Origin of the sequence: Nocardia rhizosphaerihabitans, assembly GCF_014646295.1 — a bacterium.
GTDB classification, from domain to species: domain Bacteria; phylum Actinomycetota; class Actinomycetes; order Mycobacteriales; family Mycobacteriaceae; genus Nocardia; species Nocardia rhizosphaerihabitans.
This window is the reverse complement of record NZ_BMNE01000006.1, coordinates 225199-251543: the sequence shown is the minus strand read 5'-3', so window position 1 is coordinate 251543 and position 26345 is coordinate 225199. Positions and strand designations below refer to the sequence as shown.

The following is a 26345-nucleotide window of genomic DNA, read 5'->3' as shown; positions in this document are numbered from 1 at the left end:
CCCGACGGGGAAGAATCGAGGCTCCGGGTCCGCGCACGCGCGGCGACGGCAGCAGCTCACTACACAGGAGGACCCGTGCAGCAATCCGCGACCACGATCGCGATCGGCCCGGACCGGCAGCCACCTCGCCTGCTCGAGAAGGCCGTCGTCGGAGCGGGCGCGAAGGTCGGCGAGCTCACCGATGCCGACGCGCTGATCTGGACCGGCACGCCCGGTGACTTCCCCGCCACGCTGCCCGCCGCAGTCCGGTGGGTACAACTGCCCGCCGCGGGTATCGAGGACTTCTTCGACGCCGACGTCTTCCGCGCGAACCCGGACGTGCTGTTCACCTCGGCGGCGGGCGCCTTCTCGCACAGCGTCGCCGAGCACGCGCTCATGCTGCTGCTGGCGGGCGTGCGCTACCTGCCTGAGCATCTGCGGGCGACGTCGTGGCAGCAGCGCGAGTTCTTCCCGCACGTGGGATCGTTGCGCGGCAAGACGGTGACGATCGTCGGTGCGGGCGGGATCGGACGCGCGCTGATTCCGATGCTGGCGCCGCTGGGTGCGCATGTGATCGCGGTGAACCGGTCGGGCAGGCCCGTGACGGGCGCGGGTATCCCGGCCGATGTGGAGACGGTGCCCGCCGAGCAGCTGGGCCGGGTGTGGTCGCATACCGACCATGTAGTGGTCGCCGCGCCCGCGACAGCGCAGACCCGGCACCTTATCGGTGCGGACGAGCTGGCCAGGCTGCGGCCCTCGTCGTGGGTCGTCAATGTGGCCCGCGGCAGCCTGATCGATACCGACGCACTGGTCAGCGCGCTGTCGCGGGGAGTGATCGGCGGCGCGGGCCTCGACGTGACCGACCCGGAGCCGCTGCCGGACGGGCATCCGCTGTGGACGTTGCCGAACGCGATCATCACCCCGCACGATTCGAATCCGCCGCAGCTGCGGCTGGCGGCCTTCGCCGATCATGTCGGCGCGAATATCGCCCGGTTCGTGGCGGGCGAGCCGCTGCTCGCGATCGTCGAGCCGGAGCGGGGTTACTGAGCGATCCCGCCGCGGGGACGTGCGTCCGCCGAAATGCTCCTCTGCCTATTCATTACGGCCGAAGGTTCCATTCGGCAGGTTTGGCGGGTGATCGATGCGCCGGAATCGGACACTGCGGTTAGGCTGTGCTCGTCCTGGTTCGGTAAGGATGGGATCGGCAATGGGATGGACCTTCAGCGCTGACGAATTCGCGCACGTGTGGCGGGAATCCGGTCAGGACCGAATGCCCTTCCCGATCCGGGTGCTCGAGTCGCCACGCACCGAGTACGAGGCCGCCCGCTTGCGCGCGGGCCTGGACCACCGACTACCCGGCGGCGGCGACCCCGACCTCGCCGCCTGCCTGCGGATCATCGCCGCACCCCACGCCAGGATCGTGCTCGTCGGCGGCGCGCACACCCCCGGCAGCGAGATCCGGCTGCTCGCCTGCTCGGTGTTCGACCACGCGGTGCTCGTGCTCCAGGAACCCGGCACCCGCCCCGATTACGGTGGCAGCGTGCGTGTTTCGATCGGTCATACCGCGGGGATCGGCGCCCGCGTCGCCGCCTGTCTGCCCGACACGCCACCCGGCCGCGAACCGGCGCGCGAGGCCGATACCGCCGCTGTCCGCGACGAGGAAACCGTGATCGCGACCCATCCCGCCGTCCCCCGGATCCAGCGGCTGCTGCGCAAGCCGCACACCGCCGAAGGCCATATCCGCATCGAGACCGGGCTCGACCGGGACACCCCGGCGCCGCCGGTGCACTACAGCTGGATCGATGTGGCCGGCGACGGCCGCTACCTGCTGCGCGCGGGCGAAACCGTGCACGTCGTGCCCGCGGCGGCCGCTCAGCTCGCCGCGCAACTGCAGCGCAGGCTCGCACCGGTGCACAGTTCGAACACCAGAAGGTCCGGTTAGCCTGGACGCCGACGCACGATCTGGAGGGGACGCGATGACGATCGACAGCAGCAGAGCCGAGATCTCCCGGTTCCGCAGCGCCGCCGCGGCGGGGACCGTGAAGTTCGATCCCGATGCCGCGCGCCGGTGCGCCGACCTCTACGAGCAGCAGGCCGATCGGCTCGCCCAGCTCCGTCAGCGTCTCGAATCCGCCTCCGAGGCAGAAGGATTCGGTGGTTTCGTCTCCGCCCAGCAGCTGCAGGCAGGCTTCGCGCACAAGGCGCGCGACGCCGCCGAGCTGATCGATCACTACATCGAAGCCGCCTACCGGATGAAGGAGGCGTTCCTGCTCAGCGGCGGTCTCCTGGACGAGGCCGATGCCGCCGCGGCCGCCGCGCTGCGCGCCGTCGAGACGAGGCTGCGCTGATGAGCGGCACCGACCCCACCTACATCGGTGCGATGGAACATTTCGAGTCCATGCCGCACGAACAGATCTACGCGCGCACCCAGCAGATCGACGCGGCCGCCGTGCTCAGTGCGTCGATGGACTGGCTGGAAAGCGCCGCCGCCCTCACCACATCCATGCCGCTGACCAGGTCCAATGCCGAGCGGGTCATCGAGGAGACCGGCTGGGAGGGCGCCGCCGCCGACGCCGCTATCGCCAGCACCCGCAGCTTCGCGGCCGCGCTCGACGAGCTGGCGGAGGTGTTCGGCGAGGTCGGCGCCCGCCTCGGCGGGGTCGCCGCCGCCGCGGAAGCGGTGAAGCTCGCGGTGGTCGCGCCCGGTGGTTCCGGGCCGATCGGGACCATCGCGCGGTTGCTCGAGGCCGCCCATGTCATCGACGCCCAGATGGCGGCGGAAGCGCTGCGCCAGGAGGCGGTGCTGGCGATGAACATGATCTACAAGCCCGCGTATTCGCTCGCAGGAACAGGGGTGCCCGCGTTGCCTGCGCCGCCCGGGGCCGCCCAGGGTTCGTCTGCGGGGCAGGGGGGTTCGAGCAACGGCTCGGTCGTGGAACCCGGGGCACCGCAGGGTGAGTCGACGCAGGGCGGTACCTCGCAGTCTCCCGGCGCGACTGCACCGGGCACGCAGACCCCGCCGTCCGGGGAGAGCCCCGCACCGAGCCAGAGTCCGGCACCGTCGACCACAGAACAACCGGCACCCGCCCCGACGACACCGGAACAGCCGCCATCACCTACCACCGGCCAACCGGCACCGCAGACCCCCTCGCCGACCACGGAACAGCCTGCGCCACAACCGGAAACATCAGCACCACAGCCCTCACCGACGACTCCGGAACCGGCGCCACAGAACCCCGCGCCCACCTCGGAACAGCCTGCGCCACAACCCGAACCATCAGCAACACAGCCCCCGCCCTCCTCGGAGCAACCGGTACCGTCAGCGCCGCAGCCCGCACCGCCAGCACCCGAACCTGCGCCGCAAGCGCCCGCGCCCACCGCGGAACAGCCCACGCCGGAAGTTCCGGCACCACAGCCCGCACCCACCTCGGAGCAACCGGTGCCGTCGGCGCCGCCGCCCGCACCGCGAGCACCTGAACCGGCGCCGCAAGCACCCGCACCCACCTCGGAGCAACCTGCGCCGGAACCGTCCGCGCCTCAGCCTGCACCCCGCGCGCCCGAGCCGCATGGGATCGCACCGGCACCGCCGGTGCCCGGGGGCCCGGTCGATCCGGGTGGGCAACCGGGTGTCACCGGTCCGATTCCGGACACGAATGTCCCTGGCCCGCAACCGAACACGCCGCCACCTGCGCCGCCGCTCGATCTCGACCAGCCGGGCGTCATCCCGCCGCGGCGGTGATCGCCACCGGACATGGAGGACGCTGTGGAGTGCTTGCTGGTCGCGGTGATCTTCGCCGCTGCCGTGATCGGACTCGACCAGCTCGGACTGTGGGCGGAGCGGCGGGGCTGGATCTACTGGCGCAAGTCACGCGGAACCGCCGGTGCCGGGCCCGGCATGCTGGCGGTGTTGGACGGCCTGTTCAATCCGGCGTCCGAGCACGTTGTCGAGGAACGTGAATCCAAGCAGTTGGTGCGTGTCGAGGCGGGCTCGGGCCGTGAGCTCGACCTCGACACGCGAACGGTCTACCTGCGCACAGTGAATCCGTCCCCGGCGGACGAATCTGCCGGCGTGGGCGTCAGACCTTGACGAGGTCGTCGGCGTGGATGACCGGGCGCTGCATGGTGTCGGGGAGTTCGGTGGTGGAGCGGCCGAGCATGGTGGACAGTTCGGTGCTGTCGTATTCGACCACGCCGCGGGCTACCACGCGGTTGTCGGGGCTGACCAGGTCGACGACGTCGCCGCCGAAGAAGCGGCCGCGGACGCCGGTGATGCCCGCGGCGAGGAGGGAGCGGCGTTTGGCGACGGCTTCGACGGCGCCCGCGTCGATGAGGACCGAGCCGCGGGTGTCGGCGGCGTGGCGGACCCAGAACTTGCGGCCGGACAGGCGGACCGGGCGGGCGGCGAAGGCGGTGCCGACGGTGCCGTCGGCGAGCGCGGTCGCGGCGTCGGCGGCCGAGGCGAGCAGGACGGGGATGCCGGCGTCGGCGGCGAGACGGGCGGCGGACAGTTTCGATGCCATGCCGCCGGTGCCGAGCGCGCCGCCGCTGCCCGCGATGACGCCGTCGAGGTCGGCGCTGCTGCGCACCTCGGGAATGAAGTTCGCGGCGCCCTTGCGCGGGTCGCCGTCGTAGAGGCCGGAGACGTCCGACAGCAGGATCAGGGCGTCGGCGCCGACCAGGTGTGCCACCAGGGCGGCGAGGCGGTCGTTGTCGCCGAAGCGGATCTCTTCCGTCGCGACGGTGTCGTTCTCGTTGACCACGGCGATCGCGCCGAGCGAACGCAACCGGTCGAGGGTGCGCTGGGCATTGCGGTGGTGCTCGCGGCGGGCGAAGTCGTCGGCGGAGAGCAGGACCTGGCCGACGGTGCGGTCGTAGCGGGCGAACGAGGTGCCCCAGGCGTGCGCGAGGGCCAGCTGGCCGACGCTGGCCGCGGCCTGTTTGGTGGCGAGATCCTTGGGCCTGCGGGACAATCCGAGCGGCGCGATGCCGGCGCCGATCGCGCCCGAGGACACGACCACCACGTCCGACCCGGCGCGCATGCGCGCTTCGACGGCGTCGGCCAGCCGGTCGAGCCGATCGGTGTCGAGACCGCCCTCGAGGCTGGTCAGCGCCGACGAACCGATCTTCACCACGACCGCGCGCGCCGACACGATGGCCTGGCGCGCTGCACTCAACTCCGAACTCACCTGCATTGCCTAACTCCCTGCACCGCGATCACCGTCGTCGACGGTCCCAGCTCATGCCGGTGACCCACCGCAGTATGCCGATCGAACGGCCGCGTCCGACACCGGTTTTCGACCGGCGCCGACGCGGCCGGACCCCTACTTCCCGTCTTCGTCGAGCAAACCGCGACGCGCACGCGAGGCGAGCTTGCGCTCGGCCGCGCCGACGCGGTCGTTGTTCTCCAGCCGGATGTCGGTACCGCGGCCGGTCGGCACGATGTCGACACCGGCGGACACCTGCGGCTCCCACTCGAACGACACATCGCCGATCGTGACCGAGCAACCCGGCTCGGCACCCTGCTTGACCAGCTCGGCCTCGACGCCGAGGCGGGCCAGGCGGTCGGCCAGGTAGCCGACGGCTTCGTCGTTGTCGAACTGGGTCTGGCGCACCCAGCGCTCCGGCCGGGTGCCGCGCACGATGAAGCCACCCGGCTCCTGCGGGTCGGCGATCACACTGAAACCGGACTCGTCGGTCGCGATCGGGCGGATCACCGTGCGCTTCGGAGCGGCCTTCGGGTGATCTTCGCGATACTGGCGGACCATGTCGGCCAGTGCGAAGGTCAGCGGGCGCAGACCGGCGCGACTCACCGCGGAGATCTCGAACACCGGCCAGCCGCGTTCGGTGAACTCGGGGGTCACCATCTCGGCCAGTTCGGCGGCGTCGGGGACGTCGGTCTTGTTGAGGATGACCACGCGGGGGCGGTCGGCGAGGTCGCCCAGGCTGGCGTCACCGGCCAGGGCCGGCTTGTAGGCGGCCAGTTCGGCCTCGAGCGCGTCGACGTCGGAGACCGGGTCGCGGCCCGGCTCCAGGGTCGCGCAGTCGACGACGTGCGCGAGCACCGCGCAGCGCTCGAGGTGGCGCAGGAAGTCCAGGCCCAGGCCACGGCCGTCGCTGGCGCCGGGGATCAGACCCGGCACGTCGGCGACGGTGAAAGTCGTGTCGCCGCTGGCGACCACGCCCAGGTTCGGGACCAGGGTGGTGAACGGGTAGTCGGCGATCTTCGGCTTGGCCGCGGAGAGCACCGAGACCAGCGAGGACTTGCCCGCCGACGGGAACCCGACCAGGCCGACGTCGGCGACCGACTTCAGCTCCAGGACCAGGTCGAGCTCTTGGCCCTCTTCACCGAGCAGTGCGAAACCGGGGGCCTTGCGCGCCTTGGAGGCCAGCGAGGCGTTGCCGAGACCGCCGCGGCCGCCCTTGGCGACGACGAACCGGTTGCCGACACCGACGAGGTCGACGACGACCTCGCCGTCGGAGTCGACGACGACGGTGCCGTCGGGCACCTTCAGCACCAGATCGGTGCCCATCTTGCCGTCACGGTTGCCGCCCTCGCCGGGCTTGCCGTTGCCCGCCTTGGCGTGCGGGTGGAAATGGAAATCGAGCAGGGTGTGGACGTTGCCGTCGACTTCGAGGATCACGTCCCCGCCGTTGCCGCCGTTGCCGCCGTCTGGTCCACCCAACGGCTTGAACTTCTCACGATGCACCGAGGCGCAACCGTGTCCACCTCTACCGGCACGAACATGCAGCACGACGCGGTCGATGAATTTGGACATGGGTTGATCCTCCTCCTTCTGACTGGTCGATTGCGGTAAGGGTGGGCGAACACGACGGAGCGGGTCAGGGAAACAACCCTGACCCGCTCCGGTGTCCGTGGGGAGCTGACGCTCCAGGCGGTCAGGCCTGGGCCGGCTCCGGGACGACGATGTTGACGGTCTTGCGGCCACGCTTGGTGCCGAACTCGACCGCGCCCGCCGCGAGGGCGAACAGGGTGTCGTCGCCGCCACGACCGACGTTCACGCCGGGGTGGAAGTGGGTTCCGCGCTGACGGACGAGGATCTCGCCCGCGCTGACCTTCTGGCCACCGAAGCGCTTCACGCCGAGGCGCTGGGCGTTCGAATCACGACCGTTCCGGGAGCTGGATGCACCCTTCTTATGTGCCATTGCTTCGTCTCCTCGGGATGTCTTACTTGATGCCGGTGACCTTGATGACCGTCAGCGGCTGACGGTGACCCTGGCGCTTGTGGTAGCCGGTCTTGTTCTTGAACTTGTGGATCCGGATCTTCGGACCCTTGGTCTGGTCGACGACCTCGGCGGCCACGGAGATCTTGGCCAGCTTGTCGGCGTCGGTGGTCAGATCGGCGCCGTCGACGACGAGAACCGGGGTCAGGGCCACGGCGGTGCCGGGCTCGCCCTCGATCTTCTCGACCTTCACCAGGTCACCGACCGCGACCTTGTACTGCTTTCCGCCGGTCTTGACGATTGCGTACGCTGCCATCGGTCGGCTTCCTCCACTCACGTTGGTCCTGCACATGTCCACGCCACAGCTGCGACGCGTATTTCTGGGCTCATCCCCGCAGGGCGGGGGAAGAACGTTTGGCTGCCTGCGGAATCATCCGGCCGTTCGGCCAGATGCCCAATCGCGGGGCAGCGACCGACCTAGGTTACCAGAACGGCAACCCCACCCCCAATTCGGCCGGTCAGGGCCGAATCGGGGGCCTGCGGCTACTTCGATTCGGCGGCAGGCGCGCCCGCGGGACGCGCCACCGCGCGACGGCGCGGCTTCCGTTCCGGGACGATCACCGGCTCGGCGGCGAAGTCCACCACGGCCGCCGCGGGCGGCTGATCGTTGGCTGAGAGCACGAACACCGCACCCGCACTGTCGGCTGCCGGAGCGGCCGTCGAACGGGCCACGCGACGCCTGCGGGGCGCGTGCGGGGCAGGCTCCTCGGCGACGGGGGCCTGCTCGACCTCGTCCGGTTCGGGCTCGGCGACTACGGCCTCGGGCTCGACCTCGGCGCCCGCCGGTTCGGTGGCCACCTCCACCGGCTCGACCGCAGTCGCGGGCTCCTCGGCCGGGACTTCCGGCTCGGCCGGGATGACCCCGGTCAGCGCCTGGCTCTCCGCGGCCTGCTCGCCGGCTGCCGCGCTCCGGCTCGACCGGCGCGAACGCGAACGCGAACGCCGGGTCGGCTCGGCGGCGACGGTCTCCTCGACCGCGACCTGCTCGGCCGTCGTCGTCTCGTCCGCGTCCTCACCGTGGTGGGCGGCCATCGCGAGCGCGACCGGATGGGCCCGCTTGACCGCGATGTCCTCCTCATCGTGCTCGGCGGCCGGTGCGGTGCCGTTGGTCGACGGTGCGGCGGACGCGGCGGCCTGCTTGTCCTGGCCCTTGTCCTTGCCGCGACGGCGGCGCGAACCGCCCTCCTTGGCCCGGCCCGCCTGCTCGTCGACACCCGACCCGGCGTCCACCGGGTAGGAGTGCACGAGGATGCCGCGACCATGGCAGTGCTCACAGGTGGTGGAGAACGCCTCGACCAATCCGGTGCCCAGCTTCTTGCGGGTCATCTGGACCAGGCCCAGCGAGGTCACCTCCGAGACCTGGTGGCGGGTGCGATCCCGGCCCAGTGCCTCGGTGAGCCTGCGCAGCACCAGGTCACGGTTGGATTCGAGCACCATGTCGATGAAGTCGACGACGATCATGCCGCCGATGTCGCGCAGCCGCATCTGGCGCACGATCTCCTCGGCAGCCTCCAAGTTGTTCTTGGTGACCGTCTCCTCCAGGTTCGACGAGCCCGAACCGGTGAACTTGCCGGTGTTGACGTCGACGACGGTCATCGCCTCGGTCCGGTCGATCACCAGGGTGCCGCCCGAGGGCAGCCACACCTTGCGGTCGAGCGCCTTGGCCAGCTGCTCATCGATGCGGAAGGCATCGAACACGTCGACACCGTTGTTCTCGTGCCGGTTCACCCGCGGCAGCAGATCGGGCGCGACGGTGCGCACGTAGGTCTCGACGGTGCTCCACGCGCGGTCACCCTCGATGACCAGCCTGGCGAAGTCCTCGTTGAACAGATCGCGGATGACCTTGACCAGCATGTCGGGCTCTTCGTAGAGAGCCTTCGGCGCGTTGGACTCCTTGGCCGCCGCCTCTTCGATGGTGCGCCAGGTGGCCTGCAGACGCTCGACGTCGCGCGCCAGCTCGGGCTCGCTGACACCCTCGGACGCGGTCCGGATGATCACGCCCGCGTCGGCGGGCACGATCTCGCGCAGGATCTCCTTGAGCCGCTTGCGCTCGGTGTCGGGCAGCTTGCGGCTGATCCCGGTGGAGGTGCCGCCCGGCACGTACACCAGGAAGCGACCGGCCAGCGAGATCTGGGTGGTCAGACGGGCGCCCTTGTGACCGACCGGGTCCTTGGACACCTGCACCAGCACCTGATCGCCGGGCTTGAGCGCCTGCTCGATCTTGCGCTCCTTGCCGCCCAGACCGGCGGCATCCCAGTTCACCTCACCGGCGTAGAGCACGCCGTTGCGGCCACGGCCGATGTCGATGAACGCCGCCTCCATGCTGGGCAGCACGTTCTGCACCTTGCCGAGGTAGACGTTGCCCACCATCGACGCCTGGCCGGAACTGGTCACGAAGTGCTCGACGAGGATGTTGTCCTCGAGCACCGCGACCTGGGTGGTGATCTGGTGACCCGGCGCGTGCTCGGCGGCGTCGAACGCCTTCTCCCGCACGACCATCACCCGGTCGACCGCCTCGCGGCGGGCCAGGAACTCCGACTCGGTCAGGATCGGCGGACGTCGGCGCCCTGCCTCGCGGCCGTCACGACGGCGCTGACGCTTGGCCTCGAGCCGGGTGGAACCGGAGATGCCCTGCACCTCGTCGGACCCGGACCGGCTACGGCTCTTGTTGCGCGGCTCGCGCTCGTGCACGACGGTGTTCGGCGGATCGTCCTCCGAGGACGTGTCGGCCTCGCCGGACTCCCCGCCGACCTTGCGGCGGCGACGACGGCGACGGCGACGGCTCGCGCCCTCGGGCTGCGAATCGTCCTCGTCCTCGGTGTCGGTCTCGACGTCCTCGGCCTGCTCGGCCTCGTCGGTGGCGGCTTCGGCTGCCGGGGCGGTGTCGTCCTCGGTGTCGTCGGTGTCGGTGTCCTCACCGTCGGCGGACTGCTCGCCACGCCCACGGCCGCGACCACGACGGCCACGACGACGGCGCCGCGGCTGACCGTCGGCATCGTTGTCACCGGCGGCATCGACGTCGGCGGACTCGTCCTCGGCCGTGTCGGTCTCGGGCTCGACCTCCTCGACCGGCTCCTCGGTGCGCTTGACGGTCCGCTCGGCGCGGCGGCGCTTGCGCGCCTCCTCGGCGGCGGTGGCGTCCGGCGGCAGGAACAGCGGCGCCGTGAAGGCGGGCGCCTCGAAGGTCACCGGCTCGGCCGGGGCCGGGGCAGGCTCCTCGGTGGTCCGGTGGGTGAACAGGCCGGTGTGCGCGTCGTCGGCCATGGCGGCGAACACTTCGTCGGTGCGCGCGACCTCGGGTGCCGAGAACATCGGCGCGGGCGCGGTGGTCGTGTCGGCCGGCTGCTCGGCGACGGGGGCGGTCGGAGGCTTGGCAGCCGCCGCGGTGGTGGATGCCGGGGATTCGCCGGTGTCGGCGTCAGCGGCGGCGATCGCGTCGCGCACCGTCTCGGCGACGGCGCGATCCACATTCGATTGAACGCTGCGGGCCTCGGCCCCCAGCTCGGCCAGTTTGGCCAGGATGCGTTTGCTGGTCACTCCCAACCGCTTGGCCAGTGCATGAACTCGAATTCGCTCCGGCAATTGATCGGCATCCTGTTGTGTTGTGTCCAGCGGCTCTGTATCGGCCACGAAGTCTCCTCGGGCCCCCGGGCGCGTCCATCCCCGGTACGGGAGTGACGCGGCCGACGCGGGGGCATCGTCCGTGCACCTCGTACCCGATGGTACGAGGGTCATCTGGTCTCGCCCCGCGTGTCCGGTCTCACCTCGATCGATCTGGCGGGCCAACCGGTCACGCGGCGCCTGGCTGTGCGGCGTGACGCCACGCTCCGAGCGCTCATCCAGCGTGCCTGCGCGGGCAACCCCAGCAACAGGGTCGTCCGTGGCAGCGATGATCGGCATCCAACCGCGGTGTCATCCGGTCATGTCCGTCACCGCTGTCGCGTACCTGCGCGACAGGCTGTCACCAACCGCCCTGTTTGAGCATCGGCGTCGAACACATCCGTAGTCAGTATCCCATACGGTTCGCGCGGGGATCGCCATCGGCGCAACTCACGCGAACTCGGGCCGCTCGAGCCCGTCGCGCCCGCACCGGACGCGACGAGCGAGTACAGCGCGAATCAAGCAGGAAATTCGGGGAACCAGAGCGCGATCTCACGCTTGGCGGACTCGGGCGAGTCGGAACCGTGAACGAGGTTGAACTGGGTCTCCAGACCGAAGTCACCGCGGATGGTGCCCGGGGTTGCCTTCTCGACCGGATCGGTGCCACCGGCGAGCTGACGGAACGCCGCGATCGCGCGCGGACCCTCCAGCACGGCCGCCACGACCGGGCCCGAGGTGATGAATTCGATGAGCGAACCGAAGAACGGGCGCTCGGCGTGCTCGGCGTAGTGCTCTTCGGCGAGCTCGGTCGACACGTTCTTCAGCTCCAGCGCCTTGAGGGTCAGGCCCTTGCGCTCGATGCGGGCGAGCACCTCGCCGACGAGGCCACGGGAGACGCCGTCCGGCTTGATGAGTACCAAAGTCTGCTCAGTCACGGCGTCACTCTAACCGGCGTCGCCGCCCTGAGCCGAACTCGTGTCGGTTCGGCCGCCCATCCGCTGACTGGGCAGCAGGCCCGCGTCCATCCGGCGCTGCACGTCCGAGCGCAGGACGAGGATGAACGCCCACACCGCGGCGAACACCAGGCCGATGATCCCGATCGACAGGTGGATGAACGTGCCCGCCAGCAGCAACACCTGCAGACCGAGGTTGAACGGGATCGCCCACGACTTCCGCTGCACGCCCGCGCCGAGGACCATCAGCAACGCCAGCACAACGAGATAGGTGCCGGAGAACCAGGTGATCCCGCCGCCGACGTCGGCGACCACCGGCAGTGCCAGCAGCACCACGATGGCCTCGAGGACCAAGGTGCCCGCCATGACCCCGCGCAGACCCTTCCACGGGTCGGTGGCCGGGGGTGGAACCTCACTCATGCCGGACCCTTTCCGAAGAGGGCGCGCGCGGCGCCCGCGGTCACCACCGAACCGGTGACGACGACGCCCGCGCCCGAGATCACGTCACCCTCGTCGCCCGCCTGCTCGGCCAGCGCGATCGCCGATTCCAGGGCGTCGGGCAGGGTGTCGGCGGTGATCACCCGCTCGTCGCCGAAACGCTGGACGGCCAGGTCGGCGAGCGCGTCGACCTCCATGGCGCGCGGCGAACCGTTGCTGGTGACCACGATCTCGTCGAACACCGGTTCCAGTGCGTCCAGGATGCCCGCCGCGTCCTTGTCCGCGAGCACGGCGACGACGCCGACCAGCTTGCGGAAGTCGAACTCGCTGGTGAGGGTGTTCGCCAGCGCCTGCGCGCCCGCGGGATTGTGCGCCGCGTCGACGAAGATGGTCGGCGCGTTGCGCATCCGTTCCATCCGGCCGGGGCTGGCCGCGCTCGCGAAGCCGGCGCGCACCGCCTCGATGTCGAGCTGACGATCCGCGCCCGCCCCGAAGAACGCCTCCACCGCGGCCAGCGCGAGCGAGGCGTTGCGGGCCTGGTGCTCGCCGTGCAGCGGCAGGAAGATCTCGTCGTAGACGCCGCCGAGTCCTTGCAGGGTGAGCAGCTGACCACCGACGGCGACGGCCCGCTCCAGCACCCGGAACTCCGCGCCCTCGCGGGCCACCGCGGCGTCGACCTCGACGGCCCTGCGCAGCAGCACGTCCATCACCTCGGGCTCCTGCTCGGCGATCACCGCGACGGTGTCGACCGGGATCAGCGCCTCGGGCGCGCGCTTGATGATCCCGGCCTTCTCCTTGGCGATCGAGGCGAGGTCGGGGCCGAGATACTCGGTGTGGTCCAGGCCGATCGGGGTGATCACCGCGACCTGCCCGTCGATCACATTGGTGGCGTCCCAGGTACCGCCCATGCCGGTTTCCACGACGGCCACGTCCACCGGCGCCTCGGCGAAAGCGGCGAACGCCATGCCGGTGAGCACCTCGAACTTGCTCATCGCCGGGCCGCCGACCGCCTCGGACTGCTGGTCGATCATCCCGATGTATGGCTCGAGTTCGCGGAAGGTCTCCACGTAGCGGGCCGGGCTGATCGGGGCATTGTCGATGCTGATCCGCTCGGTCGCCAGCTGCAGGTGCGGGCTGGTGATCCGGCCGGTGCGCCGGTGCAGCGCGGTGAGCAGGGCGTCGATCATCCTGGTCACCGACGTCTTGCCGTTGGTGCCTGCGACGTGGATCGCCGGGTAGTTGCGCTGCGGGTTGCCCAGCAGATCCATCAGCGTGGCGATCCGGGTCAGCGACGGCTCGATCTTGGTTTCCGGCCAGCGCTTGTCCAGCTCGGCCTCGACCAGCGCCATCTCGGCCAGGTCGACCGGCGACGGCCCGGCGCCGAGTGGAGCCGGGCGGTGGTCGTCGGCTTCGTACTGCGGCTCCGGCTCGTCGTTCACTTGCCGCTCAGCTCCGCCAGACGGGCGCCGATGCGCGCGACTTCGGCCGCGGCCACATCCCGGCGGCCGGTGATCTTGTCGACGACCTGCTGCGGCGCCTTGGCCAGGAACGCCTCGTTGCCCAGCTTGGCCGTGGTGGTGTCGAGGTCCTTCTGCGCGACCGCGAGATCCTTCTCCAGCCTGCGGCGTTCGGCGTCGAGGTCGATGGCGCCGGAGGTGTCGAGCTGCACGGTGACCGTCGCGCCGGACAGGCGGACCTGCACCTCGGCGGTGGTTGCGAAGTCGTCACCCGGTTCGGTCAGGCGGGCCAGGTTGGCCACCGAGCCGGCGAACGCGCCGAGCCCGGCCGCATCCAGGCCGACCAGGGTGGCCTTCACCCTCTGCTTGTCGGCCAGGCCCTGATCGCTGCGGAAGCGGCGGATCTCGGTGATCAGGCGTTGCGTGTCGGCGACCCGCTGCGCGGCGACGGTGTCGGTGGCGATGCCACTCGCGGCAGGCCAGGGCGCGACCACGACCGACTCGCCGCCGGTCAGTGCCTTCCACAGGGTCTCGGTGACGAACGGGATCACCGGGTGCAGCAGGCGCAGGACCGCGTCGAGCACGGTGCCGAGCACCACCGCGGTGCTCTCGGCGCGCGCGTCGGACTCCGCGAACTGCACCTTCGACAGTTCCAGGTACCAGTCGCACAGTTCGTCCCAGGCGAAGTGGTACAGCGCCTCGCAGGCCTTGCCGAACTCGTAGGCGTCGAAGGCGGCGTCGACCTCGGCGCGCACCTCGTCGAGCCGGTCGACGATCCAGCGATCGGTGTCGGTGAGGGTCTCGCGCGGGGGCAGCTCACCGGAGCGCGCGCCGTTCATCAGCGCGAACTTGGTGGCGTTGAACAGCTTGGTGACGAAGCTGCGCGAGGCCAGCGCGTGCGGTTCGCCGACCGACAGGTCGCCGCCGGGCTGGGCGCCGCGGGCCAGGGTGAAGCGCAGCGCGTCGGCGCCGTAGGAGTTGATCCAGTCCAGCGGGTCGATGCCGTTGCCACGCGACTTCGACATCTTCTTGCCGAACTGGTCGCGGATCAGGCCGTGCAGGAAGACGTCCTCGAACGGCACCTGCTTCTGTCCGCCCTTGCCGACGGTGAGCGCGGGATCGTCGCTGACGAACATGCCGAACATCATCATCCTGGCCACCCAGAAGAACAGGATGTCGTAGCCGGTGACCAGCACGCTGGTCGGATAGAACTTCGCCAGCTCCGGGGTGGCCTCGGGCCAGCCCATCGTGGAGAACGGCCACAGGCCCGAGGAGAACCAGGTGTCGAGCACGTCCGGGTCCTGCACCCAGCCCTCGGGCGCTTCCTCGTCCGGGCCGAGGCACACGATCTCGCCCTCGGGGCCGTACCAGATCGGGATGCGGTGACCCCACCACAGCTGACGCGAGATGCACCAGTCGTGCATGTTGTCGACCCAGTCGAACCAGCGCGGTTCCTGGCTGGCTGGGTGGATCTTCACGTCGCCGTCGCGGACGGCGTCACCGGCGGCCTTGGCCAGCGACTCGACCTTGACCCACCACTGCATCGACAGGCGCGGCTCGATCGGCTCGCCGGAGCGCTCGGAGTGGCCGACGCTGTGCACGTACGGCCGCTTCTCCGCGACGACGCGGCCCTCGGCTTCGAGGCGCTCGCGCACCTTCACCCGGGCCTCGAAGCGGTCCATGCCGTCGAATTCGGTTCCGGTGCCGGTGATCCGGCCGCCCTCGTCCATGATCGTCGGCATCGGCAGGTTGTGCCGCAGGCCCATCTCGAAGTCGTTGGGGTCGTGCGCGGGGGTGATCTTCACCGCGCCGGTGCCGAACTCCGGGTCGACGTAGTCGTCGGCGATGACCGGGATCTGGGTGCCGGTGATCGGGTGGTAGACGGTGGTGCCGATCATCGCGGCGTAGCGCGGATCGTCGGGGTGCACGGCCACGGCGGTGTCACCCAGCATCGTCTCCACGCGGGTGGTCGCGACGACGACGTGCGGTTCGTTGTCGTCGAGCGAGCCGTAGCGCAGCGAGACCAGCTCGCCCTCGACGTCCTTGTAGTCGACCTCGAGGTCCGAGATGCCGGTCTCGAGCACCGGCGACCAGTTCACCAGGCGCTCGGCCCGGTAGATCAGGCCCGCGTCGTACATGCGCTTGAAGATGGTGCGGACGGCACGCGAGAGGCCCTCGTCCATGGTGAAGCGGTCGCGGCTCCAGTCGACGCCGTCGCCGAGCGCGCGCATCTGCCACTGGATGGCGCCGCCGGACTCGCGCTTCCAGTCCCACACCTTGTCGATGAACAGCTCGCGGCCGAAGTCCTCTTTGGTCTTACCGTCGGCGGCGAGCTGCTTCTCCACCACGGTCTGGGTCGCGATGCCCGCGTGGTCCATGCCGGGCAGCCACAGCACCTCGTAGCCCTGCATCCGCTTGCGGCGGGTGAGGGTGTCCATGAGGGTGTGGTCGAGGGCGTGGCCCATGTGCAGGGTGCCGGTGACATTCGGCGGCGGCAGCACGATCGAGTAGGCGGGCTTGCCGCTGGTCGCATCGGCGCCGAAGTATCCGGCGGCTACCCAGCCCTCGTACAGGTCGGCCTCTACCTCGCTGGGGTTCCAGCTCTTGGGCAGGGCATCGGCACGATTACGCGAGTTGTCTGGGGCTGCGCTGGTCACCCACCAATCCTAAGGGGCCCCGGCAAAGCAATTGACGCCCCCCGCCACAGCACGGCAGCGCCGAAAAAACAGAGACGGAATCTTCGGTGGATGAGGGACACCGAAGACTCCGTCTACCCCTGTGATACTACCGGCGATTCACCACGGCCCGGGGGATCCATAGGCAATTCTCAGCTTCGCCCCCACCGCCGGGCGACTATTTGTCACCTGGGCACAACGACACGCGGAAGTTGTTGTGAGCCAGTCGTGTCCGCCGAACATCCGGGTAATTCCCGATTGCCGAATTGTCCGTTTTCCCGGAGTCTGGAGAGGGTGACGCCCCCGCTCGATTCCGCCGCGACTCCCCCGCCCCGATCCGCGCCGCCGCGGATCATCGCTCCCCACGCGCTGGTGGACCTACGCGCGGGCGAAGTCGACCAGCTCCACTACCCCGCCACCAGCGTGCTGGTCTTCGCCGGGGTGCCCGGCGCGGGCAAATCCACTGCGCTACACCGCTTCTTCGCCGCGGGCCCCGACGCCGAGGAGCCGGTGCGCACGGCATCGGGTGCGCTGGTGCTCGATTCGAATCACACCCGCAACCGGCTGCGGCACCGGCTCGGCCTGCTGCCGTATCCGCTGTGGCGGCCGCTGGTGCACCTGGCGCACTACCGCGCGATTCGCGAGGCGCTGCGCACCGCCGACGGGCCGGTGGCGATCCACGACTGCGCGACCTTCGCCTGGAGCCGCCGGATGATCGCCCGCTGGGCGCAGGCCGGACGCCGTGAACTGCACATGGTGCTGATCGACGTGCCGCCGACGCAGGCCAGGCACGGTCAGGTCACCCGGGGCAGGCGGGTCAACAGCGTGGCGTTCTCCGCGCACTGCCGCCGATGGGAGCGGATGATGCAGTCCCTGGGTGCGCGCGGTTCGGTGCCGACGGACCCGGCGCCGTTGGAGTCGGCGTCGGTGGTGATCGTCGACCGGCCGACCCTCAGCGCCGTCACCCGCATCACCTTCGACGCCGCCTGAGCACTCCCGGCCTACGGCACCAGCACCGTCAGCGCGCCCGGCATCGCCTGCACGGTGACCGGCAGCATCCCCGCGGGTTCGCCGTCGGCCGTGGCGTAGCCGCCGTCGGCGGTGACGGTGATGCGCCGGGCGCGGTAGCGCTTGGTCGACGGGTGGTCGATGCGCTTGCCCGCCGACAGGGCGGGCAGCAGCCGCGCCATCTCGAGCCGGGAGACCGCGCCGACCACGGTGATGTCGAGGTAGCCGTCGTCGGCGAGCGCCTCCGGGCAGACCAGCATGCCGCCGCCGTAGGTGCGGGTGTTGCCGATCGGGGCCATCACGGCATCGGTGTGGACCACCGCCTGTTCGCCGTCGGGGTTGTCGAGCGCGCCGGGCGCGAGGCCCGACAGCTCGATGGTGAACGGCAGTGTGTAGCCACGCATCAGCTCGGCCACCGCGGCCACGGTGTAGCGCAGCGGACCGCGCGGGTAACGCATCTTGTTGGCGCGCAAGGTGACCCGCGCGTCGAAGCCGGTGCCGACGACGGTCGCGAACCAGGTGGGTGTCGCATACGTCGACTCGATCCGGCCGAGGTCGATGTGGCGGACCCGCCCGCGCAGCACGATGTCGGTGGCCGCGTGCGGATCGCCGGTCGGGATGCCGAGCTCCCTGGCCAGGTCGTTGCCGGTACCCGCGGGGACCAGGCCCAGCGGCACGGTGCTGTGCGCGACCGCGGCCAGCAGCACGTTCATCAGCCCGTCGCCGCCGACGCAGATCACCGCGTCGGGCCGCCGGAGCTCGCTCTGGACGGCCGCCCTGACCTGCTCGACCGATTCGGCCGCGCTGGGCGCCCGCACCTCGGCCACCTCGACACCCTGGGCCAGCAGCCGCTCCAGCACCGCCTCGGCGACGCCGTCACCCCGCCCCGCACCCGAATGCGGATTCGTGACGACGAGCACCCGCCGCACCGAAAGTTCGCTCACGGCACCAGCTTTCCAGGATTGAGCACCCCGGCGGGGTCGAGTTCGCGTTTTACCGCGCGCAACACGCGAACGCCCAGGTCGCCGACCTCGGCCGACATCCACGGACGGTGGTCGGCGCCGACGGCGTGGTGGTGGGTGATGGTGCCGCCCGCGGCGATGATCGCGTCACCGACCGCGGACTTGGCGATATGCCACTGCGCGATCGGGTCGTCGAGTTGCTTGGCGACGATCGTGAAGTACAGCGAGGCGCCGGTCGGATAGGTGTGCGAGATATGGCACATCACCAGCGCGGGCGTGCCCTGCGCGCCCAGCGAATCCATCAGCGCGCCGGTGACCTTGGTCTTCAGGTTCGACAGATTCGCCCAGGTGGTCGCGGTCTCCAGGGTCTCGCACAGCACACCGACGTCGAGCAGCGCGTCCCGCAGGTATGGCGCGGCGAAGCGGCCGTGCTCCCACTGCTGGGCGGGTGCGTCGCCGAGCGCGGTGCCGCCGGCGGCGGTCAGCAGTCCGCTCGCCTCCAGCGCGCGGGCGGCGACGTGCTCCTCGGTGCCCTCGTAGGTGGTGATGGCCAGACAGCCCGTGACCGGGGCGCCACCGACGTCACCGGAGCGGGCCAGGTTCAGCCCGGTCTCGGCTTCGTCGGACAGCCGCAGCACCGTCGGTGCCGCGCCGGTCTGCACCAGCGAGCGCAGCGCGGCCGCGCCGGTGGCGAAGTCGGGGAACGACCAGGCCTGGTAGGCAGTGGTTTCCGGGATCGGGTGCACGCGCAGCGTCACCGAGGTGATGATGCCGAGGGTGCCCTCGGAGCCAACGAACAGCTCACGCAGGTCCGGCCCGGCGGCCGAGGCAGGCGCCCGGCCGAGCTCGACGGTGCCCTGCGGGGTGGCGACGACCAGTCGCTCGACCATGTCGTCGAATCGGCCGTAGCCCGCCGAGGCCTGACCCGACGATCTGGTCGCGGCGAACCCGCCGATGGTCGCGAACTCGAAGCTCTGCGGGAAGTGCCCGAGCGAGAGCCCGTGCTCGCCGAGCAGTGCCTCCGCCCGCGGTCCGGTGAGACCGGCGCCCAAGGTCGCCAGGCCGCTCACCGGGTCGACCCCGGTGACGGTGTCGAGCCTGCGCAGATCCAGCGCGACGACGGTCGCGAACTGCCCGCGCACCGGATCGACCCCGCCGACCACGCTGGTGCCGCCGCCGAACGGGACGACGGCGATCCCGTGCTCGGAGCAGTAGGCCAGCAGGGCCAGGACCTGGGCGTGATCGGCGGGGAAGAGGATCGCGTCGGGCGCGTCCTGCGGGCCGTCGGCCCGGCGGCGCAGCAGATCCGGGGTGCTCTTGCCGCCCGCGTGGCGCAGCCGGACGACATCGTCGGTGCTGAGATGTTCGTCACCCACGATGGCCGTGAGTCCGGCCCGATCGCCGGCCGTGAGAGTGGAGGGGCGCAGCGGCACGTCGCCCTCGTCGCGACGCGCCACCGGCTCGCCCGAGATACCGAACACCTGCGCGAGCAGGCCGCGGATCTGCGCCGACAGGGGCTGGTGTCCAGCGGGGACACCCCAGGCGTCCCACACCATACTCGGCTGCAGGGTGGTGGCACCGGAATTTTCGGGTTGCGTCTCGACCATGCGTTACATTCTGACATATAGTGTCAAGCAGTAACCAGTACGATATGTCCTCGAGTCGACATCCGGCCGCTGTCGGATGTCACTGCCCCGCATTCACGACACCGACCCCGCTGGTCCGCTCGATACCCTTGAGCGTTGCCAGCTCGACCACGGCGCCGGATCCGGCGCCGCCGAACACACCGGGGTGAAGCACGATGATCGACATCGCGACCAACGCGGACGAGCAACTCTCGCCCACCGACGTGGCGATTCTCGATGCCACGCGAGCCTGCGTCGTCGACTTCGGTGTCCGTCGCACCACTCTCACCGAAGTGGCGCGCCGCGCCGGGGTCAGCAGGCCGACGGTGTACCGGCGCTGGCCCGACACCGGGTCGCTGATCGCCGAACTGCTCGTGCGCGAGTTACGCACGATCGTCGGCGAGACCATGCCCGATGTCGGCCTCGGCCGGGACCGGCTGGTCCGTGGCATCGTCGCCGGTGCCGCGGCGATCCGGGCGAACGCGGTGTTCGCCAAGATCTTCCGCACCGACACCGATCTGATGCTGACCTATGTGTTCGGACGGCTGGGGCGCAACCAGCGCACGCTGATCGAGCTGTTCGCGGCAGAGATCCGGCTCGGCCACGAAGACGGATCGATCCGCGCGGGCGATGCCGAGCAGATGGCGGCCATGCTGCTGCTCATCACCCAGTCCGCGGTGCAGTCCGCGGGCACGGTGGAGCGGCTGCTGGCCGGTGCGCAGTTCGACGCGGAGTTGTCGAGGGCGATCGAGGGTTACCTGCTCCCGCCACGCGAGAAGGACTGTGATGACTCCTGATTCGAAGTTCGCCCTCAACGCGACCCGCCGCGCCGCCGACCTGACCGCCCTGGGGGATCGGCCCGAAGTCGACGTCCTGGTGATCGGCGGTGGCGTGACCGGCGCCGGTGTCGCGCTCGACGCGGCCGCACGCGGATTGCGCACCCTGCTGGTCGAGCGCACCGACTTCGCGTTCGGCACCAGCCGCTGGAGTTCGAAACTGGTGCACGGCGGCCTGCGATACCTGGCGAGCGGGCGGGTCGGGATCGCGCACGAGAGCGCGGTCGAGCGCGGCATCATGCTGCGGACCACCGCGCCACACCTGGTGCGCCCGCTCCCCCAGCTGGTTCCGCTGCTGCCCGGTATCAAGACGGCCCAGAGTTCGCTCATCCGTGCGGGTTTCGCCGCCGGTGACGCCCTGCGCATCGCCGCCCGCACCTCCGCCGGCACCCTGCCGCGCTCACGCCGGGTCGCCGCCGCCGAGGCACTGCGGCTGGCTCCGACCGTGCGCCGCGAGGGGCTGCGCGGCGGTCTGCAGGCCTGGGACGGTCAGCTCGTCGACGACGCGCGCCTTGTCGTCGCCCTGGCCCGCACCGCGGCCGCCGAGGGCGCGACCGTGCTCACCCGCATGGAAGCCGTTGCCGCGACCGGCGATTCGGTCCAGCTGCGCGACACGCGCACGGGCGAGGCGCTGACCGTGCGGGCCCGCGCGGTGATCAACGCGACCGGCGTGTGGGCGGGCGAGGTCGACCACAGCATCGAACTGCGGCCGAGCCGCGGCACCCACCTGGTGTTCGACGCCGCCGCGTTCGGCGGCCTGAGCGCGGCGCTGACGGTGCCGGTCCCCGGCAGCATCAGCCGCTTCGTCTTCGCGCTCCCGGCCGCGCACGGCCGCGTCTACCTCGGTCTCACCGACGAGGACGCGCCCGGCCCGATCCCGGACGAGCCGCAGCCCACCGAAGCCGAGATCGACTTCCTGCTCGACACCATCAACACCGCGCTGCGCGAACCGCTGACCCGCGCCGACATCCGCGGCCGCTTCGCCGGGCTGCGCCCGCTGCTGAAGACCGCCGACGACAGCACCGCCGACATCTCCCGCGAGCACGCGGTCCTCACCTCCCCCGACGGCCTGATCACCGTCGTCGGCGGCAAGCTCACCACCTACCGCCAGATGGCCCAGGACGCCGTCGACGCCGCCGTCGCCCACGCCGCGCTGCCCGCGTCGAACTGCCGCACGACCCGCCTGCCCCTGGTCGGCGCGGTCGCGGGCGCGGCGCGCGACCGCATCGACGCACCCCCGGTCCTCATCGAGCGCTACGGCAGCGAGGCAGGCCAGATCGTCTCGGCCTGGCTGGCCGACCCAGCCCTGCGCGAACCGGTCGCCCCCGGAATCGACGTCACCGCCGCCGAATTCGACTTCGCCATCAGCCACGAGGGCGCCCTCACCGTCGACGACCTGCTCGACCGCCGCTCCCGCATCGGCCTGGTCCCGTCCGACCGCGCCGCCGCCACTCCCGCCGCGGAAGCCGCCTTCGCCCGGGCCGTCGTCGGCAGCTGACGGCGGCCGTGGCGGCTGCACGGCGGATCGCGCTGCCGCTACCCCGTCGCGCGGCGGCGCGGGCCGTCGTCGGTAGCCGACCGCACGACCGCCCGCCAGTGACGCGCCGCGGCATCGCACCCCAGCCATCGAGCCGCGTGCACCGCGACGACCGCCCGGTCGGCGACCCCGCGCGGCGAGCCGCCGGTCAGCCGTCCACCCAGGAGCCCAGATCGGCACGCATGCAGGCGCGGGGCCATTCGTCGAGGCCGTGGGCGATCTCGGCGGCGCGGATCGCCCGCAGCTCCGGTGTCTCGTCGGCGGCGGGGATGTAGGTGAAGCCGAGCCGCTCGTAGTACGGGCCGTTCCACGGCACCTCGGTGAACGTGGTGAGGGTGATCTCGTGCATCCCACGGTCTTTCGCCCAGCGGACCGCGTGGTCGATCAGGCGTTTGCCGAGGCGCAGGCCCGCGTAGGCCGGGTCGACCGACACCTGGTCGATGTGCGGCTGTCCGTCGACGAGGCCGAGTACCAGATAGCCGATCGGACGGCCGGTGTCGTCGGGCCACACCCACGCGCGCTCGGCGGCGATGTACTCGCGCAGGGTGTCGGCCTGCGGCGGGTCGTCCTCGGCGACCGCGGTCATGCCCACCTCGGCGAACGGCGCGCCGGCACGTTGCTCGATCTCCTGCAGCACCGAGATCTCGGATTCGCTCGCGGGCCGGATCGGGCCGCCGACCACCCGGCGCCGCTCGGCGGTCCCTGGCTGATCGACGCCGGTCACCGCGCGTCCACCGGGGTGGCGATGATGCCGTCGAGCAGGGCGCGCAGTGCCCACCGGGCGCGGGCGTCGCCGCTCGACGGCCTCTGCGCCCGCAGCGCGACGATGGTCGGATACCGCTCGGCGGGCAGTTCGGCGAAGCGCTCGGTGATGTACTCGCTTCCGCCCGCGAGGTTGCAGGCGGCCCGCTCGGCAGCTTCGGCCGTGATGTGCCGGTGGATCAGGTCGACGGCGCCGGTGGCGGTCGCCGGATCGAGTCCGCCTTCGCGGAGCAGGGCGAGCAGGTGTTCGATCAGGCCGAGCGCGTGTTCGGTGGCCGGGATCCGGGCGAAGGCGTGCAGGGCGAGACCTTCATGCCTGCCGAGCGCTTCGATCGCGTTCTCGACGAGGGTGGTCAGGCGCTGCCGCCAGTCACCGCCGCTGGGCGTGGTGACGGTGGACAGGACGTGGTCGAGCATGCCGGTCATCAGGTCGTCGCGATGGGCGACGTAGACGTAGAGCGAAGCGGCGCCGGTGTCGAGTTCCTGAGCGACCCGGCGCATGGTCAGCGCGGCAAGGCCGTCGGTGTCGAGGATGCGCAATCCGGTCTCGATGACCACCTCGCGGCTGAGCGGGGCTTTCGCCGGTCTGACCCGGCGACTGACGGGTGCGGCATTCATGCGCTGATCATACGCGGCGCACGAACGACGTTTGGCACGAACGCTGTTCGTATTTCGCCGACCCTGTTGCGCACCAAGGGATTCACCTCCAGCCTGCCCACCTCCTCGCTCGCACCTCGGCAAGCACCGCCGTCGCCGCGGTGACCTCAACCCTCAGCCCCCGCGCGCCAGTCGTTCTATGCTGACAACGGCCAGTCCGACAAGGAGGCATTGATGCGCGCGCATTCGTCCACCGTGGCCATCGTGCCCGGGACCGGGATCGTCGCCCGATTCGGCGACGTCGTCGTCTATCTCGCAGGCGAGACACCGTCCACCGATCGCCTGCTCGGCGCGGTCGAGACCGTCGCGATGAGCACCGCGGCCTCGGCGCCCGGCGCGGCGCTGGCCCAGCGACTAGCCGGTGTCGTCTTCGGTGGCGCCTCCGCACCGCCACCGTTCGGCGTGCTGGCGCCCACTGCCGACGGGATGCTGATCCTGTTGCGCGGCGCGGTGATCGCCGAGATCTCCGGCGCCGAGGGCAACCGCCGCCTCGCCGGCGACCGCGCCTTCACCTGGGTCGACGAGATCATCCGCGAACCCGTCCGCCGGATCGCGGTCGGCGCCGAGATGGCAGACCCGACCAGCGCCAATCCGCGCACCGATCTGCGCGCGGGCATCGTCACCGGCAACGGTTTCGTGCTCACCCTCGGCCGTCGCCGCAATCCGGCGCCGCGCCGCGTCGAGTCGATCGACGAGCCGCCGCCGACCGAAGCCACCGGGTTCCGGGCACTGCGCGAACCGTCCGGCCACGCCGAGAACGGTGAGGCACGGCCCGCCACCGCCGGTTTCGCCCTGCCCGGCGAGTCCGCGTCCGGATCCGCCGGTCCGGCAACCGGTTTCGTGCCCGAGGCGGGCAGCGCCGACGGCGAGACGGTGAGCACGGGCTCGCGGCCGACCACCGGTGACGGCGTCACCGTCAGCACCGGGCCGCGCAACACCCCGGCCACCAGCGCTCCCCTGGCCTGGTCGCAGGCATTGGATGCGGCGAAGCGGGCCGAGCCCGTCGCGCTGGGAAAATCGGCGCCGCAGCCGAGTAGTCCGCGCGGCGCTCTCGTCACCGAGGACGGGCTCAGCTATCCGCTGGACCGGCCCTATGTCCTCGGCCGTAACCCCTCCGGCGACGAATCGGTGCGGGCCGCCGCCGCCACCCCCATCTTGATCGAACGCGACCGGCTCGTCTCCCGGGTCCATGCCTTCGTCGCCCCCGACCGTGGCAAGGTGTTCGTCCGGGAAGCCCCCGCCACCTCCGGTACGTTCTTCGCCGCCCCCGACTCCGAACGCTGGTCCCGCGTCGGCACCCTGCCCATCGAGCTGCAGCCGGGCTGGCGCCTGCGGATCAACGATTTCCTGCTGACCTACTGCGTCTGAGAACCTCGTCAGGACGAACTATCCCGACGCCCGTGGTGTGCACGCTGTGCGTCCACGGGCGTCGGATCACTGTTCGGCTCAGGCCTCGAGGGCGTCGAGCAGCGCCGCGCGCTGGCGAGCACCGAGCCCGCCGATGCGGCGATCCTCGGGGATCTCGGCCTGATCCATCAGCTTGGCCGCCTTCACCGGGCCGACACCCGGCAGCGCCTTGATCACCGCAGCGACCTTGGTCTTCTTCACCAGGTCATCGCTGTCGGCCTTCTTGAGCAGATCGGCGACGGTGACCTTGCCCTCCTTCACCTTGCCGATCAGTTCCGAGCGCGCCTTGCGCACGGCAGCCGCTTTGGCCAACGCCTCGGTGCGCTGTTCGGCGGTCATCGTAGGCAGTGCCATGTCTCCTCCGCTTCCACTCGTCACTCGAACAACTCGAACATCTGATTGACGGACCGAGTAAACAGCAACCGAACGGCAGCACCAGTCCGACACACCGCGAGGATACGCCGATGAGTTTTGCGCGTTGAGCCCGTCGTAATGGGTGAACGACCAGCAAGACGGACTAAACGGACGAAAGGATCGTCGCCATGGAGCTTTCCCTGACCCAGTTCCTCACGATCGACGGTGTCTATCAAGCGCCGGGCGGCCCGGAGGAGGACACCAGCGACGGCTTCACCCACGGCGGCTGGTCGGTCCCCTACGGCGACGAGGACTTCGGCGTCTTCATGGACTCGGTGTTCGACCGGGTCGACGCGTTCCTGCTCGGCAGGCGCACCTACGACATCTTCGCCGGGTACTGGCCCAAGGTCGACGACCCGGACAACCCGGTGGCCACCAAGCTCAACGACCTGCCCAAGTACGTCGCCACCGGCACCCTCACCGAGGCGGACTGGGCAGGCACCGAGCTGCTGCGCGGCGACATCGTGGCCGAGGTGACCGCACTCAAGGCCCGCCCCGGCCGGGAACTGCAGATGCACGGCAGCGGCGCGCTCGCCCACACTCTGCTCGCGGCCGGTCTGATCGACACGATGAACCTGCTGACCTTCCCGGTAGTGCTCGGCACCGGCAAGAAGCTGTTCACCGACACGGTGCGACCCACCGGCTTCACCCTCACCGAGTCACGCACCACCTCCACCGGCGTGCTCATCGCGAGCTACCGTGCCGACGGCGCACCGAAGTACGGCGACTACTCCACCGAGTGACGCGCGTAACACCACACCCGCCTGCAGCGAAAAAGTCAGCAGAAGCACCA

At 70.7% G+C, this 26345-nt stretch carries 25 protein-coding genes; 10 read left to right on the top strand and 15 right to left on the bottom strand.

Going from position 1 to position 26345, the window contains the following annotated elements:
* Nucleotides 1-75 precede the first annotated feature (75 nt).
* The 5 genes from IEY60_RS25485 to IEY60_RS25465 all read left to right on the top strand — a co-directional run bounded on the left by IEY60_RS25485 (nucleotide 76) and on the right by IEY60_RS25465 (nucleotide 4066).
* Entirely contained in the window at nucleotides 76-1026 is a 951-nt protein-coding gene (locus tag IEY60_RS25485; RefSeq protein ID WP_189033004.1) for a D-isomer specific 2-hydroxyacid dehydrogenase family protein, read from the top strand.
* A 160-nt stretch (nucleotides 1027-1186) separates the two neighbouring features.
* Nucleotides 1187-1921: an ESX secretion-associated protein EspG gene (locus tag IEY60_RS25480; protein ID WP_189033003.1), complete on the top strand. Its 735-nt coding sequence runs from the start codon at nucleotides 1187-1189 to the stop codon at nucleotides 1919-1921.
* 34 nt (nucleotides 1922-1955) lie between these two features.
* Entirely contained in the window at nucleotides 1956-2327 is a 372-nt protein-coding gene (locus IEY60_RS25475; RefSeq protein ID WP_189033002.1) for a hypothetical protein, read from the top strand.
* The gene (locus tag IEY60_RS25470; protein WP_189033001.1) at nucleotides 2327-3718 is read left to right on the top strand and encodes a hypothetical protein; all 1392 of its coding nucleotides are present in this window, start codon (nucleotides 2327-2329) and stop codon (nucleotides 3716-3718) included. The genes IEY60_RS25475 and IEY60_RS25470 overlap by 1 nt, the downstream gene beginning before the upstream one ends.
* Before the next feature lie 33 nt (nucleotides 3719-3751).
* Nucleotides 3752-4066 (top strand): DUF6191 domain-containing protein, encoded by a 315-nt coding sequence (locus tag IEY60_RS25465; RefSeq protein ID WP_189033000.1) that lies wholly within the window; start codon nucleotides 3752-3754, stop codon nucleotides 4064-4066.
* Here the strand turns inward: IEY60_RS25465 and proB are convergent.
* The 9 genes from proB to IEY60_RS25420 all read right to left on the bottom strand — a co-directional run bounded on the left by proB (nucleotide 4056) and on the right by IEY60_RS25420 (nucleotide 16326).
* Entirely contained in the window at nucleotides 4056-5171 is a 1116-nt protein-coding gene (gene proB / locus IEY60_RS25460) for a glutamate 5-kinase (RefSeq protein WP_444543807.1), read from the bottom strand. The two genes, IEY60_RS25465 and proB, sit on opposite strands and share 11 nt — an antisense overlap.
* A gap of 129 nt (nucleotides 5172-5300) precedes the next feature.
* A complete protein-coding gene (gene obgE, locus IEY60_RS25455) occupies nucleotides 5301-6755 on the bottom strand; it encodes a GTPase ObgE (protein ID WP_189032999.1) in 1455 nt (484 codons plus the stop codon).
* 121 nt (nucleotides 6756-6876) lie between these two features.
* Nucleotides 6877-7143 carry a 50S ribosomal protein L27 gene (gene rpmA / locus IEY60_RS25450; RefSeq protein WP_022567181.1) on the bottom strand — a complete coding sequence of 89 codons (267 nt, stop codon included), beginning with the start codon at nucleotides 7141-7143 and terminating at the stop codon, nucleotides 6877-6879.
* Between the two features lie 22 nt (nucleotides 7144-7165).
* Complete coding sequence (gene rplU, locus IEY60_RS25445) at nucleotides 7166-7477, bottom strand: 50S ribosomal protein L21 (protein WP_110039506.1); 312 nt, start codon at nucleotides 7475-7477, stop codon at nucleotides 7166-7168.
* Between the two features lie 227 nt (nucleotides 7478-7704).
* Nucleotides 7705-10851, bottom strand: coding sequence for a translation initiation factor IF-2 N-terminal domain-containing protein (locus IEY60_RS25440; RefSeq protein ID WP_229740111.1), 3147 nt, complete (start codon nucleotides 10849-10851; stop codon nucleotides 7705-7707).
* A gap of 488 nt (nucleotides 10852-11339) precedes the next feature.
* A complete protein-coding gene (gene ndk, locus IEY60_RS25435) occupies nucleotides 11340-11756 on the bottom strand; it encodes a nucleoside-diphosphate kinase (protein WP_189032997.1) in 417 nt (138 codons plus the stop codon).
* Between the two features lie 9 nt (nucleotides 11757-11765).
* Nucleotides 11766-12194 (bottom strand): DUF4233 domain-containing protein, encoded by a 429-nt coding sequence (locus IEY60_RS25430; RefSeq protein ID WP_189032996.1) that lies wholly within the window; start codon nucleotides 12192-12194, stop codon nucleotides 11766-11768.
* On the bottom strand, nucleotides 12191-13561 hold the full coding sequence (gene folC, locus IEY60_RS25425) for a bifunctional tetrahydrofolate synthase/dihydrofolate synthase (protein ID WP_189033281.1): 1371 nt from the start codon (nucleotides 13559-13561) through the stop codon (nucleotides 12191-12193). Before folC ends, IEY60_RS25430 begins: the two co-directional genes overlap by 4 nt.
* A gap of 86 nt (nucleotides 13562-13647) precedes the next feature.
* The gene (locus tag IEY60_RS25420) at nucleotides 13648-16326 is read right to left on the bottom strand and encodes a valine--tRNA ligase (RefSeq protein ID WP_189032995.1); all 2679 of its coding nucleotides are present in this window, start codon (nucleotides 16324-16326) and stop codon (nucleotides 13648-13650) included.
* A 312-nt stretch (nucleotides 16327-16638) separates the two neighbouring features.
* Between IEY60_RS25420 and IEY60_RS25415 the strand changes: the two genes are divergently transcribed.
* On the top strand, nucleotides 16639-17334 hold the full coding sequence (locus tag IEY60_RS25415; RefSeq protein WP_229740110.1) for an AAA family ATPase: 696 nt from the start codon (nucleotides 16639-16641) through the stop codon (nucleotides 17332-17334).
* Nucleotides 17335-17345: 11 nt separating this feature from the next.
* Here IEY60_RS25415 and IEY60_RS25410 read toward each other — a convergent pair whose 3' ends face one another.
* From IEY60_RS25410 to IEY60_RS36280, 3 genes are all read right to left on the bottom strand, one after another.
* Nucleotides 17346-18296, bottom strand: coding sequence for a YegS/Rv2252/BmrU family lipid kinase (locus tag IEY60_RS25410; protein ID WP_189032994.1), 951 nt, complete (start codon nucleotides 18294-18296; stop codon nucleotides 17346-17348).
* Nucleotides 18293-19921, bottom strand: coding sequence for an FAD-binding oxidoreductase (locus IEY60_RS25405; protein WP_189032993.1), 1629 nt, complete (start codon nucleotides 19919-19921; stop codon nucleotides 18293-18295). The genes IEY60_RS25410 and IEY60_RS25405 overlap by 4 nt, the downstream gene beginning before the upstream one ends.
* 79 nt (nucleotides 19922-20000) lie before the next feature.
* Entirely contained in the window at nucleotides 20001-20126 is a 126-nt protein-coding gene (locus IEY60_RS36280; protein WP_268241492.1) for a hypothetical protein, read from the bottom strand.
* Here IEY60_RS36280 and IEY60_RS25400 point away from each other — a divergent pair.
* Nucleotides 20116-20736, top strand: coding sequence for a TetR/AcrR family transcriptional regulator (locus IEY60_RS25400; protein ID WP_189032992.1), 621 nt, complete (start codon nucleotides 20116-20118; stop codon nucleotides 20734-20736). The genes IEY60_RS36280 and IEY60_RS25400 overlap by 11 nt on opposite strands.
* Nucleotides 20726-22273 (top strand): glycerol-3-phosphate dehydrogenase/oxidase, encoded by a 1548-nt coding sequence (locus IEY60_RS25395; protein WP_189032991.1) that lies wholly within the window; start codon nucleotides 20726-20728, stop codon nucleotides 22271-22273. The genes IEY60_RS25400 and IEY60_RS25395 overlap by 11 nt, the downstream gene beginning before the upstream one ends.
* Nucleotides 22274-22460: 187 nt before the next feature.
* Here IEY60_RS25395 and IEY60_RS25390 read toward each other — a convergent pair whose 3' ends face one another.
* Nucleotides 22461-23036 carry a GNAT family N-acetyltransferase gene (locus tag IEY60_RS25390; protein WP_229740109.1) on the bottom strand — a complete coding sequence of 192 codons (576 nt, stop codon included), beginning with the start codon at nucleotides 23034-23036 and terminating at the stop codon, nucleotides 22461-22463.
* Nucleotides 23033-23692 (bottom strand): TetR/AcrR family transcriptional regulator, encoded by a 660-nt coding sequence (locus tag IEY60_RS25385; RefSeq protein ID WP_189032990.1) that lies wholly within the window; start codon nucleotides 23690-23692, stop codon nucleotides 23033-23035. The genes IEY60_RS25390 and IEY60_RS25385 overlap by 4 nt, the downstream gene beginning before the upstream one ends.
* Nucleotides 23693-23905: 213 nt before the next feature.
* Between IEY60_RS25385 and IEY60_RS25380 the strand changes: the two genes are divergently transcribed.
* Nucleotides 23906-25099, top strand: coding sequence for an FHA domain-containing protein (locus tag IEY60_RS25380; protein ID WP_189032989.1), 1194 nt, complete (start codon nucleotides 23906-23908; stop codon nucleotides 25097-25099).
* A gap of 78 nt (nucleotides 25100-25177) precedes the next feature.
* Here IEY60_RS25380 and mihF read toward each other — a convergent pair whose 3' ends face one another.
* Nucleotides 25178-25492, bottom strand: a complete 315-nt coding sequence (mihF, locus tag IEY60_RS25375; RefSeq protein WP_019045768.1) for an integration host factor, actinobacterial type — start codon at nucleotides 25490-25492, stop codon at nucleotides 25178-25180.
* A 188-nt stretch (nucleotides 25493-25680) separates the two neighbouring features.
* On the opposite strand from mihF, the gene IEY60_RS25370 reads away from it, so the two are divergent.
* Nucleotides 25681-26295, top strand: coding sequence for a dihydrofolate reductase family protein (locus IEY60_RS25370; RefSeq protein WP_189032988.1), 615 nt, complete (start codon nucleotides 25681-25683; stop codon nucleotides 26293-26295).
* Nucleotides 26296-26345: the final 50 nt, after the last annotated feature.